This is a genomic window from Pseudochrobactrum sp. AO18b, from assembly GCF_000409565.1.
GTDB lineage: Bacteria > Pseudomonadota > Alphaproteobacteria > Rhizobiales > Rhizobiaceae > Pseudochrobactrum > Pseudochrobactrum saccharolyticum.
In genome coordinates this window covers 1-14,450 of record NZ_ANNO01000102.1, presented here as the reverse complement: position 1 = coordinate 14,450, position 14,450 = coordinate 1, and the positions used below count along the sequence as shown (strand labels likewise).

Sequence of the window (14,450 nt, the reverse complement as noted above, 5' to 3'; positions counted from 1 at the left end):
TTTTTTATATTGACGAAACACGGATATAGAACCTCGGTCAAAAATTGTCAGGCTGTGGCGAAAATGGTGATTTTTGAGCACCGGAACGGAATGTACTTTGAGGTACATGAGTACCGGAGCGCAGGAAATTGCCATTTGCAGCCCAGTCTGGCGGTTTTGGATCAGGTGCTATGGGAGTTTCTGCATATCCTGAGCCAGAGACAGTACAAGATACTGCGCCAGCTCTTCGGCTGCACGCTGCTGGGCATCACGATGGGCACGCAGGTTCGCAAATTCCTGACGCGGACGGTCATAGGATGAACTGACCTGACGGCGGCCGATGGCTACAACCTTGCCATCCCTGTCACGCAGCACATAATTTGAGCTCATACGAACCGTACCGGCAGATGCACGGCCTTCCGTTGAATCACCAACATCCACTTCAACAGCAGATTCTGTGCTTGTCGAGAAACCAAGTGCCAAATGATAAGCCGGCTGTGACGGTTCCCCTGCCCCGCCGGACAGTCCGAAGATCAGGCGGTTACGCACCGCCTGCGCCGGAATGGAATCCACATCATCCACTTTGATGGTTGCCAGCTTGGTTTTAACACTGGAAGGCACACCGCCGACACCGGCACTGCCACTTGATGAATAAAGCGGCTGCACCGTACAACCGGCAACAAAAGCTGACAGGACGAGACCTGTCAGCACTGCCAGCCGCTTTTTGCGGATCGGAGATTTGTCTTTAGTGTGATGATCAGACAACGACATTCACAATCCTCTGCGGTACAACAACGAGCTTTTTAGGCTGACTACCGTTCAACGCAGCCTGAACAAAGTCAAGTGCCAAAACCGCTGCTTGCACTGTTGCCTGATCCGCATCACGCGCAATTGTAATGTCACCACGCTTCTTACCGTTAATCTGTACCGGCAGCGTAATGTCATTTTCAACGAGCAATGCTTCATCAATCACCGGCCAGCCACGGGTGGCAACCAGATCTGTCGCGCCCAAAACCGCATTACACTGTTCAGCCAGATGCGGCATCATCGGTGCAATCATGCTGATGAACATATCGGTTGCTTCACGGGTGGCAGCTTTGGTCACATCATCGGCTTTACCGGCAGCAACAGCCTGCAAAGGTGTGCTCAGCACATTCAGCAGCTCATAAAGACGGGCAATCGCACGGTTGAAGACGATTTTCTCAATATCGTCGCCGACGGCTTTCACAGTCTTATGGGCAGCCTTGGAAATCTGTGCGGCATCACCTTCATAGGCAGCTTTCGGAGCAACACCTTTCAGGTTTTCACCGGCTTCAGAAATCAGACGCCAGACGCGCTGCACAAAACGATGCGCACCTTCCGCACCGGCTTCTGTCCACACGATATCACGCTCCGGAGGGCTATCCGACAGAGTGAACCAGCGCGCGGTATCCGCACCATAAGACGAAATAATATCATCCGGATCGACAACGTTTTTCTTCGACTTCGACATTTTTTCAATCGAGCCGATTTCTACCGTTTCACCGGAATCCAGCATGGTTGCCGAACGAACACCGTTTTTGTCTTCAATACGGATTTCCAGCGGTGATACCCACTGACCATTATGCTTATAGGTCTCGTGAACCACCATGCCCTGCGTGAACAGACCCTTGAACGGCTCTTCCACTTCCAGATGACCGGCCACTTTCATGGCGCGGGTGAAGAAGCGCGAATAAAGCAGATGCAGGATCGCATGTTCCACACCGCCGATATACTGATCAACCGGCAGCCATTCATCAGCAGCCTTGCGGTCGGTCGGTTCATTTTCCCAGGGAGCAGTGAAACGCGCAAAATACCAGGATGAATCAACAAATGTATCCATCGTGTCAGTTTCACGACGGGCTTTGCTGCCGCATTTCGGACAGTTGATATGGCGCCAGCTGTCATGACGATCCAGCGGATTGCCAGGACGGTCAAACGCAACATCATCCGGCAGCTGCACCGGCAGATCATTGCGCGGTACAGGCACGGTTCCGCAGGATTCGCAATGAATCATCGGAATCGGGCAGCCCCAGTAACGCTGACGGGAAATACCCCAGTCACGCAGACGATATTGTGTTTTGCGGAACGCCTGCGGCTTGCCATAGAGATCAGTCTTTTCCAGACGATCTGCCACTTCATTAAACGCAGCTTCCGGTGTCATACCATCGAGGAAACGCGAATTGAACAGCGTGCCTTCGTCGCTATAAGCCGTATCGGTGATTGTGAAGCTTGCCGCATCGGCACCGGCAGGCAGAACAACCGGTGTAACGGTCAGCTTATACTTATTGGCGAAATCCAGATCGCGCTGATCGTGTGCAGGGCAACCGAAGACCGCGCCTGTACCATATTCCATCAGCACGAAATTGGCGACATAGACCGGCAATGTCCATGAAGGATCAAACGGATGCTGAACGCGCAAACCAGTGTCGAAACCTTTTTTCTCAATGGTTTCGAGTGTCGCAACAGATGTACCATGCTGACGGCATTCAGCGGCAAAAGCAGCCAGACCTTCGTTGGTTTCAGCGAGCTGTTTTGCCAGCGGATGATCGGCAGCGATCGCCACAAAAGACGCACCGAACAGCGTATCCGGACGGGTTGTATAAACCTCAATATCGCCTTCGCGTTCAGCAAGCGCAAAACGCAGCTGCAGGCCTTCCGACTTGCCGATCCAGTTCTTCTGCATCAGACGCACTTTGTCCGGCCACTGGTCAAGCGTATCCAGACCGGCGAGCAGCTCTTCGCTGAAATCGGTGATCTTGAAGAACCACTGGGTCAGTTCGCGCTGTTCAACCAGCGCACCGGAGCGCCAGCCACGGCCGTCAACAACCTGCTCATTGGCCAGAACCGTATTATCGACCGGATCCCAGTTGACCTTGGATGTTTTGCGGGTCACCAGACCTTTTTCAAACATATCAAGGAACAACATTTGCTGACGGTGGTAATAATCCACATCACAGGTTGCGAATTCGCGTGACCAGTCCAGCGACAGACCCATGGTTTTGAGCTGACGTTTCATGGTGGCGATATTCTGATAGGTCCATTCTTTCGGATGAACCTTGTTCTGCATCGCCGCATTTTCTGCTGGCATACCGAAGGCGTCCCATCCCATCGGATGAAGAACATTAAAACCGCGCGCGCGCTTATAGCGGGCAATCACGTCGCCCATTGCGTAATTGCGCACATGGCCGATGTGAATGCGGCCGGACGGATAAGGAAACATTTCCAGCACGTAATATTTTTCGCGTGGATCATCATTGGACGTTTCGAAGATCTTGTTTTCTTCCCAGATCTTCTGCCAATGGGCTTCGCTTACGCGCGGATTATATCGTTCGGTTGCCCGTTCAGTTACCATGGCTGTATTTACTCATGCAAAGAGAATGGAATATGTAGTGCGACCTTCATCATGGATTGGCCAAAGCGTCAACCTTCTCCCATAGTGAAGCGGCAGAAAAAGGAGATTTATACCATGAATGCACCCACCAGCCCCCTTGCGGACAATCTCAAAGCAGTTTGCACGGCCATTGCGCAAAGTGAACATGAAGCGCAGCGGACAGCAGGTTCGGTGCAGTTGGTTGCGGTTTCCAAGACCTTTGATGCCGCAGAAATCACACCTGCACTGGAAGCAGGACAGCGTATTTTCGGTGAAAACCGTGTTCAGGAAGCAGAAGCCAAATGGCCGCAACTGCGTGAGAAATTCTCAGGCGTCGAGCTGCATCTGATAGGCCCCCTGCAATCCAACAAAGCGGCAGACGCTGTGGCTTTATTCGATGTAATCCAGACTGTTGACCGCGAAAAGATTGCCGCAAGCCTCGCCGGAGAAATCAGGAAGCAGAACCGCGCCGTCAAATTATTCGTTCAGGTTAATACCGGTAGTGAAGAGCAAAAAACAGGCATCGACCCGCGTGAAGCTGTTGCCTTTGTTGCCCGTTGCCGTGATGTCCACGGGTTGGAGATTGCCGGTCTGATGTGCATTCCGCCGGTTGATGAAAATCCGGGCCCGCATTTTGCCCTGCTACGCAAGCTGGCAGCTGAAGCAGGCGTTTCTGAATTATCAATGGGTATGTCCGGTGACTTCGAGACCGCCATTGCTTTCGGCGCGACTTATGTGCGTGTCGGCTCAGCAATTTTCGGCAGCCGTCCGCCTTTAACAAAGGCCTGACCAAATCTTCTTTCCAGGCTGTGCAGTTTTTCACTGTAATCTTACAGTACAACAACTTGTCGCAAATAATTGTCTTGCTTCACCCTGTAACAATTATAAACTCCGACGCAATTCCGACAATTGTGCCGGAGGGATTACGCCGTCATTGAACCCTAAGAGGGAACGCTATGGGGCACCCCGACACCAATACGGGAGCAGATCAGACTTTTTGCCTGATTTACGATGCGAACCGCACGCATTAACAATGGTGCGGTTTTTTATGCAATGTGCCGGCAAGGAGGGCCGCCGGCGCGAGGAGGAACTATGTCCGAGAAGAAATATCCGATTTTGCCGGAGGCGAAAGCGCGCGCGCTGATCGACAATGACACCTATCTTTCATGGTACAATGAAAGCATCAGCGACCCTGACGCATTCTGGGGCAAACACGGCAAACGTATTGACTGGTTCACACCTTATACCAAGGTGAAAGATACGTCTTTCGAAGATAACGTCTCTATTCGCTGGTATGAAGACGGCGTCACCAATGTCTCTTACAACTGTATTGACCGTCACCTCGAAAAGCGCGGAGATCAGACCGCGATTATCTGGGAAGGCGACAACCCTTATATCGACAAGAAAATCACCTATCGCGAGCTGCATGAAAATGTCTGCCGCCTTGCCAATGTGATGAAAAAACACGGCGTTCGCAAAGGCGACCGCGTTACCATCTATCTGCCGATGATTCCGGAAGCCGCCTATGCGATGCTGGCTTGTGCGCGTATCGGCGCAGTACATTCGATCGTCTTTGCAGGCTTTTCACCGGAGGCGCTGGCCGGTCGTATTATTGACTGTGAATCCACATTCGTCATCACCTCGGATGAAGGTATCCGCGGCGGCAAACCTATTCCGCTGAAAGAAAATACCGATACCGCGATTGATATCGCCGCTAAACAATATGTGTTTGTAAACAAGGTTCTGGTTGTGCGCCGTACCGGCGGCAAGATCAACTGGGGTCGTGGCCGTGATCTCTGGTATCATCAGGAAGTTGCAAGCGTCGATGCGGTCTGCGAACCGGAACCGATGAAAGCTGAAGACCCGCTCTTCATCCTTTATACATCCGGCTCCACAGGTAAGCCGAAAGGCGTGCTGCACACCACCGGCGGCTATCTCGTTTATGCCTCGATGACCCATGAATATGTCTTCGATTATCATGAAGGCGATATTTACTGGTGTACAGCGGATGTGGGCTGGGTCACCGGTCACTCCTATATTGTCTACGGTCCGCTCGCCAATGGTGCCACCACGCTGATGTTTGAAGGCGTGCCGAACTTCCCTGATCAGGGACGTTTCTGGGAAGTGGTCGACAAGCATCAGGTCAATATTTTCTATACCGCACCAACAGCAATCCGCGCTCTGATGGGTGCCGGTGATGAATTCGTAACCCGCAACTCCCGTAAATCCCTGCGCCTGCTCGGCTCGGTCGGTGAGCCGATCAATCCGGAAGCATGGGAATGGTATTATAATGTGGTCGGCGATCAGACCTGTCCGATTGTTGATACATGGTGGCAGACTGAAACCGGCGGCATTCTGATTACCCCGCTGCCGGGTGCAACCGATCTGAAACCGGGCTCGGCAACCCGTCCATTCTTCGGCATCAAACCACAGCTGGTGGACGCGGAAGGTGCTGTGATCGAAGGTGCTGCCGACGGCAATCTCTGCATCACCGATTCATGGCCGGGTCAGATGCGTACCCTTTATGGTGATCACCGCCGCTTCATTGAGGCTTATTTCACCACCTATAAGGGCAAATATTTCACCGGTGACGGCTGCCGCCGTGATGAAGACGGCTATTACTGGATTACCGGCCGCGTCGATGACGTGCTGAATATTTCCGGACACCGCCTCGGTACTGCGGAAATCGAGTCGGCTCTGGTTTCGCATCACTCGGTATCGGAAGCCGCTGTTGTCGGCTATCCGCATCCGATCAAGGGTCAGGGCATCTATTGCTATGTCACGCTGATGACCGGCGAAGCAGAGCATGATGAAGATGCATTGCGCAAAGAACTGACCAAGCATGTGCGCAGTGAGATCGGACCGATTGCAACACCGGATATGATCCAGTTTGCACCGGGCCTGCCAAAGACCCGTTCGGGCAAGATCATGCGCCGAATCTTACGCAAAATTGCAGAAGATGATTTCGGTGCACTCGGCGATACATCAACTCTGGCCGATCCGGCAGTTGTGGATGATCTGATCGAAAAGCGTCAGAACCGTAAGTGACAGAACAAAAAAAGGCCGGTTCAACCGGCCTTTTTATTTATATAGGCATCAGCCATTGCTGTCATGTCCGGCTGACCGTCATGATAGGCAAATCCAGCGGCCTCCAGATCACTGCCATCAATCATCAGATCTTCAAAAAGCTGCTCATACATGGCTTTTTTGCCTAAGAATGTCAGGCCTGCTTTCATCAGCGGGCGTGGCACTGGTACCATTCTGTTGGCTTTGCCCATTGCCTGCCGCAACTTTGTGACAAGCTGTTTTGTCGACAGCAACACCGGATCACCCAGATGGAAAATCCGGCGGTCAACCTGCGCCTGACCGGCCAGAGCCATAAATTCCAGTGCCCGCACCACATTATTACAAGAAACAAAACTGCGCTGATTATTGGCACAGCCAAAGGGCAGAGGCACAGCACTGTCGCAGAGCTTCAATAACAGGCGCAGATTACCGGGGGCACCGGCACCATAAACCAGCGCAGGCCGTGCAATACCGATTTCAAGCCCCTGCATTTTCAAAAGCCCCTGCTCCGCCAGTGCTTTTGCATGCCCGTAATCAGTCAGCGGGCGATAGGACAAATCTGTTGTCAGCGGTGACGGATGCCCCGCAACCACATTAATTGTCGAAACAAAGATGAAGCGCTTCACTCCCGCCATACGTGCCTGTTCAGCCAAAGCCAAAACCAGCCGGTGATTAACCGCGTCCATCTCTGCGGGAGAGGCAGCATTGCTTCCGCTTCTGTGCGCAATGCCTGCACAATGGATGACACATTCTATACCGGAAAAATCAGGCTCACTCAGCTCATGACGAGCAATAATCCGTACTTCATGCGCCTGTTCACGCAGATGCATGACAAGCCTGCACCCGATAAACCCGCCAGCACCGGTAACCGCAATTTTCATCTGTCAAACCCGTATTTGAAATACCTGTTTTCCTGATAGCAATGCTCTGGCAATAATCATACCGCTTTGCAGCCAAATGAGACCGGATCATGCATTTTCACTTCAGCCCCGCACGTTCAGAAGATTTCAGCAGATTATTGGATCTGCGTCTGCTCACCATGCGGGAAAGTCTTGAACGGATCGGCCGTTTTGACCCGCAGCGGGCGTTTGAACGTTTTCAAAACAGCTTCCGCCCGCAGCACACACGCTTAATCTTGATCGGCAACCAGTTCGCCGGATGTGTTGCGCTGGGGCCTGACGAAGACGACTGGCTTCTGGAACATTTTTACATTGCACCGGCTTTTCAGGGGTGCGGTTTAGGAGGCCTTGTTTTAGCGCAACTGATTACCGAAGCCGAACAGGCGAGGAAAATTATAAAGCTCAGTGTCTTACAAAGAAGCGATGCTGCAAGGTTTTATGAAAAACACGGCTTTCACAAAACCGGCGAGGATGAATGGGACATCTATTATACCCGCCTCCCCGCCATTTCACGTGAATCATAGAAAAGGAAAAATCCGCCTTTAAAAATCAATCGTGCGACCTTTGATTTCCCAATCACCATAGCGCGCCGGATCTTTGCCGCCACGGCCACCGATTTCTTTTGCCGCTTCCGCCTGCTGTTCTGCGGCGCGGCGCTCTTCAGCCTCCAGCAAAGCACGCTGGGCGGCAGGCGGCAGGTCTTCAAATTTTTTGCGTGGTGCAGGAGCATCTGATTTTTGATAATCTGCCAATGAAACCACATTATTATTCGCTGATGGTGTTTCATTATCCATGGGTTTTGTCCTGTCCGTCTGCAGCATATATCAAATTAAGTTTTAGCAGTGCTATCATAGCCCTTGTCTTATTGAAGATATAGTCTGCAAGCCCCATTTTATCATCACATGAAAATGACCTTATTGACGAACCGGAACGGAGATACTGAATGAACATGATGCGTACTGCCATGCTGATTGCCTTCATGACAGCCATGTTTATGAGTATCGGTTATCTGATCGGCGGCTCAGGCGGCATGATGATTGCTCTGGTGATAGCTGTTGCCATGAACTTCTTCAGCTACTGGAATTCCGACAAGATGGTGCTGCGTATGTATAATGCGCAGGAGGCGGATGAAAATACTGCACCGGAATATTACCGCATCGTCCGTGAGTTGTCGGATCGCGCCGGTCTGCCAACACCTAGAATCTATGTCATCAACGAAGATCAGCCCAATGCTTTTGCCACCGGCCGCAATCCGGAAAATGCAGCTGTTGCCGCTACAACCGGCCTGTTGCAGCGCCTGAACAAGCAGGAAGTTGCTGCGGTGATGGCGCATGAGCTGGCGCATGTGCAAAACCGTGACACACTGACCATGACAATCACCGCGACGCTTGCCGGTGCGATTTCCATGCTCGGCAATTTTGCAATGTTCTTCGGCGGCAATCGTGAAAACAACAATGCTCTGAGTATGATCGGCACAATCATCGCGATGATTGTTGCACCGTTTGCGGCCATGATTGTGCAGATGGCCGTCAGCCGTACCCGTGAATATGCTGCTGACCGGCGCGGCGCGGAAATCTGCGGCAACCCGCTCTGGCTGGCCTCTGCTTTGAACAAGATTGCGCGCGGTGCCCATGAAACCGTGAATGAAGAGGCCGAGCATAATCCGGCCACTGCGCATATGTTTATTATCAATCCTTTGAGCGGTCGCGGCGCGGATAATCTGTTCTCTACCCACCCTGATACGGCAAACCGTATTGCCGCATTGGAAGGTATTGCGCAGGAAATGGGCATTAATTCTGTCTATGATAATACAGATAATGGTTTTCAGAACCGTCAGTCTGGTGCATATAGCCCGACAAATAACCAATCACAGAACCGCCCGCGCAGCACACCGACACGGAATAATCCGTGGGGACAGGCAGCGGGCAGCGATTCTTCACCGGATGATGAGCCGGAAAAACCCTATAAAGGACCGTGGTCTTGAACGATAAAAACCCTGCCGCAAAACGCACCGGCTTTCGCTCAGATAAAAAGCCGTTTGATAAGCAGAGTCAAAATCAGGATCATAATCTTGGTCAGTCCGAGGCCGAATATCGCGCAAAGCTTGAAGCAGAACATCCGGGGCTGAATGTACGCCAATGCGCTGCCAAACTGCTCAATGCTGTGGTTGCCAAAAACACATCGCTAGACGGTCTCACGGATGCGCATCACGGCCATCCCCAATATATGGAACTGGATGACCGCGACCGTTCGCTTGTGCGCGCTATTCTCGGCACCGCCTTGCGCAATCGCAACACCATTGAAACAGCCTTGTGCAAGCTGCTCGACCGTCCGCTGCCTGCCAATGCGACTGCCTTGCAGCAATTGCTTCATGTCGGTGCTGCACAGATCCTCTATCTCGACGTACCGGATCATGCAGCCGTTGATCTGGCTGTGACTTCCGCCAATATCGATCCGCGCAACCGCAAATATGCCAGCCTCGTCAATGCCGTGCTGCGCCGCCTCACCCGCAATAAAGAGCGCGCTATCGAGCTGAAAATTCCGAACGGCCCTGAATGGTATATTGAAGGCCTGACTAAAACTTATGGCAAGAAACAGGCAGAAGCCATTCTGGCCATGCAGGCCTATGAACCTTCCATCGATCTGACGGTTAAAAGCAATCCGGCAGAATGGGCAGAAAAACTCGGCGGCACGCTGCTGCCAAACGGCTCTGTACGTCTTGGTTCTTTTGAAGGTGCCCTCACCTCGCTGGAAGGTTTTGCGGAAGGCGAATGGTGGGTGCAGGATGCGGCAGCAAGCCTGCCTGCCACATTGCTCGGTGATATCAAAGGCAAACGCGTTGCCGATCTTTGCGCCGCACCCGGCGGCAAAACTGCCCAGCTGATTATGGCCGGAGCTAAAGTCACCGCATTCGATATCAATAAGAGCCGCCTCAAGCGTCTGAAAAGCAATCTCGACCGTCTGCAACTGGACGCAGAGCTGATCGCGACCAATATTCTCGATTATCAAACGGACGAGTTGTTTGACGCCATTCTGCTGGATGCGCCTTGCTCATCCACCGGTACAGTGCGCCGCCATCCGGATGTACTCTGGACAAAAACACCGGATGATATTGTCCGGCTGGCACAGGTACAGGCCAAACTGCTTCGTCATGCCATTTCTCTGGTCAAACCGGACGGCATTATTGTCTTCTCCAATTGCTCGCTTAACCGCGAGGAAGGTGAAGATATGGCGCAGGCTATTCTTGCAGAAGGCGTGCTGAAATCCGAACCATTCAAGGTGCAAGAACTGAAGGGCATGGAACCGCTGATTACAGATCAGGGTTTCCTGCGTTCAACGCCTGCTGATTTGCCTCATGATGAGCCAAAAATGGCCGGTCTTGACGGTTTCTTTGCTGCACGCTTCCGTCGTCCGGCCTGAAAACCAACCAATAACTTATCTGTTTCTTAAAAAAAAACATGCCGATCCACATCATTCCGCAGCTCTTGGTTAACAAAGAGTTCACTATTGCCGTGGAATGATAGATCATAGCGCATGAATAACGAAGCATATCGCCACCGGATTTATCCATGCGACATGCTCTAGAGCGTGTCGCGTTTAATCGTAGCCACTGCGTTCGCTCTAGATTCTGTTAATTGTCGCATGTTCGCGGTAGCTCAAATGAATTCATTTGAGCGCGACATGCTCTAAGGAGTACGCTGCCGTGAATGTCGCGCTGAGCGAAACCCCGCATCTGTGGACACTGGCCGTTGCCCAAGGCTGGCGACGTTTCAGCAGACGTGTGCGGCGCGGGCCGATGTTTCGCTGGCGCTTTTCCGGCTTTACACCGGAACGGGTGCTGATTGCCCCGCCGGATTTGCGCGTTGCCGACCCGCAGCTGGCACAGGAATTTTATCACGGCCGCTATGCGCTGGCCGGTCGTTTGGTGGAAACCGGCGGCATCTCCCCTTTTGCCATTGAACCACCGACAGATGCATGGGAAGCCTCGCTGCATTCCTTTGGCTGGCTTCGCAATATGCGTGCTGCCGGAACCGAACTGGCTATGGTCAATGCCCGCGCTCTGGTCGAAGACTGGATCCGTATGCATGGCAAGCGTATTGAAGGCATTGCCTGGTCGCCGGAAATTACTGCGCAGCGTATTATCGCCTGGCTCCAGCATTCCAACATCATCCTTGCCACCTCCGATCTCGCCACCTATCGCAAATTCATGCGCTCGCTGGCGATGCAGGTACGCTATTTGCGCACCATGACCGGTGTGATGGATGATGGTGAAGATAAATTACGTGCACGTATTGCACTGGCTTTTGCCAGTCTTGCACTGCCGGTCTCGCAATCCATGGCGCGTTCGGCACGCCGCCATCTTGAATATGAGCTGAACCGGCAGATACTGGCCGATGGCGGCCATATTTCGCGCAATCCTGCCGCCATTCTGGAGTTACTGGCCGATCTGCTGCCACTGCGCCAGACCTATAGCAACGGCAATGAATCGCCGCCCAAAGCTCTGATTGAAACCGTTGAGCGTATGCTGCCAGCCTTACGCTTCTTCCGTCATCAGGACGGCAGTCTGGCATTGTTCAATGGCGTGGGGCCTACCTTGCCGGAGCGTCTGATTTCCGTGCTGCGCCATGACGAGACAGACGGCGCGCCGCTCACTCATGCGCCGCATTCCGGCTATGAGCGCCTGCATATGGGCTCGACCACAATCATTGCCGATACGGGTCTGCCGCCACCGGTCACTGCATCGCGCGATGCCCATGCCGGTTGTCTGGCATTTGAAATGTCCTCCGGCCGTCAACGCTATATTGTCAATTCCGGTATCGACCGTTACGGCCCGCCGGAATTCCGGCCGCTTGGCCGCACCACAGCGGCCCATTCCACGGCGACGATCAACGACACGTCTTCGTGCCGTTTCAGCCTCAATTCCAGCATTTCCAGCGTTCTAGGCACGCCGATTATTGCAGGCCCAACCAGTGTCAGACGTCAACGACTGGAAGGCATGGGCGAACAGGGATTTGTTGCCAGCCATGACGGTTATGTCCGGCTGTTCGGTTATACCCATGAGCGTCAGGTTGTGCTGTCTCATAATGGCAGTCTGATTGAAGGTGTTGACCGCTTTATCAAATCGCATCTGAAAACCACGCGCAGCGGTAAAAACAAACAGCAATCCGATCTGGTGACAGTGCGCTTTCATATTCATCCGCAGGTCTATATCCGCATGGATGAAGACGGTGTGGTGCATCTGACCGCCGATCACGATGACAGCTGGGCATTTTCCTGTGCCGATGTCATGCCGCAGCTTGAAGATTCCATCTTCTTCGCCGGTTTCCGCGGCCCTGTGCGCTCGCGCCAGATCGTATTGACCTTCTCTGCGACAGAGAGTGACCATGTCAGCTGGCGCTTTACCCGCACCGGTCTCGGTCAGTATGTATGAATGTCATAAAAATCTAGGATTCCTCGCGCGCCTGTGATACGCCGCCTTTGTCCCACTTTACCGGATTGATGTATGTGACGGGTAATCAGATCCGTCCAGACGCATTGTCCCGACATAAAGCACAAAGAGACCGTCATGGCTGTCAGCTCCAAACATATTCCCGCTCCTGATCTTTTCCCTGTGCGCCGCGCACTGCTTTCCGTATCGGATAAAACCGGTCTGGTAGACTTTGCCCGCGCTTTGCACGCAAAGGGCGTTGAGCTTCTGTCCACCGGCGGTACTGCCAAATCCATCGCAGCAGCCGGTATTCCGGTGCGCGACGTTTCGGAAATCACCAATTTCCCTGAAATCATGGATGGCCGTGTCAAGACATTGCACCCGGGCGTTCACGGCGGTCTGCTCGCTGTGCGTAATGATCCGGAACATGTTGCGGCGATGGAAGCCCACAATATTACCGGCATCGATCTGGTAGTAATCAATCTCTATCCGTTTGAAGAAGTGCGCTATCAGGGCGGTGACTACGACACCACCGTTGAAAATATCGACATCGGCGGCCCTGCGATGATCCGTGCTTCCGCCAAGAACCATGCTTATGTGACGATTGTCACCGATCCTAACGATTATGGCAGCGTTGTTGCTGAACTGGAAACCGGCAATGGCTCTTTGCCTTATGCCTTCCGTCAGCGCATGGCCGGTAAGGCTTTTGCCCGTACTGCCGCTTATGATGCCGCGATCTCCGGCTGGTTTGCTGAAACTACAAAAGAAGTAGCCCCGCTGCACCGTGCACTCGCCGGTAAGCTGCATTCCGTAATGCGCTATGGTGAAAACCCGCACCAGCAGGCAGGTTTCTATCTGACCGGTGAAACCCGCGCCGGTGTGGCCACTGCCACCCAGCTTCAGGGCAAGCAGCTTTCCTACAATAACATCAATGACACCGATGCAGCTTATGAGCTGGTGGCAGAATTTGATCCGGCTAAAACCGCAGCCGTTGCCATCATCAAACACGCCAATCCATGCGGTGTAGCTGAAGGTGCATCGCTGAAAGAGGCGTATCTCAAGGCCTATGCCTGCGATACAGTTTCAGCCTTTGGCGGTATTGTCGCTCTCAACCGTACACTGGATGCGGAAGCTGCTGAGGAAATCGTCAAGATTTTCACTGAAGTGATTATCGCGCCGGATGCAACACCGGAAGCACAGGCAATTGTTGCCGCCAAGAAAAACCTGCGCCTGCTCGTTACCGGCGGCCTGCCGGATGTCCGCGCACCGGGCATTGCCGCGAAAACCGTTGCTGGTGGTCTGCTGATCCAGAACCGTGACAATGGCAATGTTGATGATCTTGACCTTAAAGTCGTGACCAAGCGTGCACCAACCGAACAGGAAATGATTGATCTGAAATTTGCCTTCCGTGTTGCCAAACACGTTAAGTCCAATGCGATTGTCTATGTTAAAGATGGTGCAACTGTTGGCGTTGGCGCAGGCCAGATGAGCCGTATCGACTCTTCCCGTATTGCAGCACGCAAGGCAGAAGATGCAGCAGCGGTGGCCGGCGGCGAACCTCTGACCAAAGGCTCAGTTGTTGCCTCGGATGCGTTCTTCCCGTTTGCTGATGGTCTGATCTCGGCGGTTGAAGCCGGTGCTACAGCTGTTATCCAGCCAGGCGGTTCAATGCGTGATGATGAAGTGA

The 14,450-nt window shown here is 53.0% G+C and carries 11 protein-coding genes; 7 read left to right on the top strand and 4 right to left on the bottom strand.

The features are described from left to right. Positions 1–168: 168 nt before the first annotated feature. Both lptE and leuS read right to left on the bottom strand, forming a co-directional pair. Positions 169–750 (bottom strand): LPS assembly lipoprotein LptE, encoded by a 582-nt coding sequence (gene lptE, locus A918_RS0104460; protein WP_022709889.1) that lies wholly within the window; start codon positions 748–750, stop codon positions 169–171. Next, complete coding sequence (leuS, locus tag A918_RS0104455) at positions 737–3,352, bottom strand: leucine--tRNA ligase (RefSeq protein WP_022709888.1); 2,616 nt, start codon at positions 3,350–3,352, stop codon at positions 737–739. The genes lptE and leuS overlap by 14 nt, the downstream gene beginning before the upstream one ends. Before the next feature lie 114 nt (positions 3,353–3,466). Here leuS and A918_RS0104450 point away from each other — a divergent pair, with 114 nt between their 5' ends. Next, entirely contained in the window at positions 3,467–4,159 is a 693-nt protein-coding gene (locus A918_RS0104450; protein ID WP_022709887.1) for a YggS family pyridoxal phosphate-dependent enzyme, read from the top strand. A gap of 303 nt (positions 4,160–4,462) precedes the next feature. Continuing rightward, a complete protein-coding gene (acs, locus tag A918_RS0104445; RefSeq protein WP_022709886.1) occupies positions 4,463–6,418 on the top strand; it encodes an acetate--CoA ligase in 1,956 nt (651 codons plus the stop codon). Positions 6,419–6,438: 20 nt separating this feature from the next. On the opposite strand, the gene A918_RS0104440 is transcribed toward acs, so the two are convergent. Then, entirely contained in the window at positions 6,439–7,317 is an 879-nt protein-coding gene (locus tag A918_RS0104440) for an NAD-dependent epimerase/dehydratase family protein (protein WP_022709885.1), read from the bottom strand. A gap of 89 nt (positions 7,318–7,406) precedes the next feature. On the opposite strand from A918_RS0104440, the gene A918_RS0104435 reads away from it, so the two are divergent. Continuing rightward, positions 7,407–7,859 carry a GNAT family N-acetyltransferase gene (locus A918_RS0104435; protein WP_028233383.1) on the top strand — a complete coding sequence of 151 codons (453 nt, stop codon included), beginning with the start codon at positions 7,407–7,409 and terminating at the stop codon, positions 7,857–7,859. An 18-nt stretch (positions 7,860–7,877) separates the two neighbouring features. Here the strand turns inward: A918_RS0104435 and A918_RS0104430 are convergent, their stop codons facing one another. After that, positions 7,878–8,129, bottom strand: a complete 252-nt coding sequence (locus A918_RS0104430; RefSeq protein ID WP_022709884.1) for a DUF1674 domain-containing protein — start codon at positions 8,127–8,129, stop codon at positions 7,878–7,880. Between the two features lie 149 nt (positions 8,130–8,278). Between A918_RS0104430 and htpX the strand changes: the two genes are divergently transcribed. The 4 genes from htpX to purH form a co-directional block, all read left to right on the top strand. After that, positions 8,279–9,319, top strand: coding sequence for a zinc metalloprotease HtpX (htpX, locus tag A918_RS0104420; protein WP_022709882.1), 1,041 nt, complete (start codon positions 8,279–8,281; stop codon positions 9,317–9,319). Beyond that, positions 9,316–10,755, top strand: a complete 1,440-nt coding sequence (locus tag A918_RS0104415) for an RsmB/NOP family class I SAM-dependent RNA methyltransferase (protein WP_022709881.1) — start codon at positions 9,316–9,318, stop codon at positions 10,753–10,755. Before htpX ends, A918_RS0104415 begins: the two co-directional genes overlap by 4 nt. Positions 10,756–11,038: 283 nt before the next feature. Next, a complete protein-coding gene (locus tag A918_RS0104410) occupies positions 11,039–12,766 on the top strand; it encodes a heparinase II/III family protein (RefSeq protein WP_022709880.1) in 1,728 nt (575 codons plus the stop codon). Positions 12,767–12,901: 135 nt separating this feature from the next. Next, positions 12,902–14,450: bifunctional phosphoribosylaminoimidazolecarboxamide formyltransferase/IMP cyclohydrolase (gene purH / locus A918_RS0104405; RefSeq protein ID WP_022709879.1), on the top strand; the 1,549-nt coding region annotated here is incomplete at its 3' end.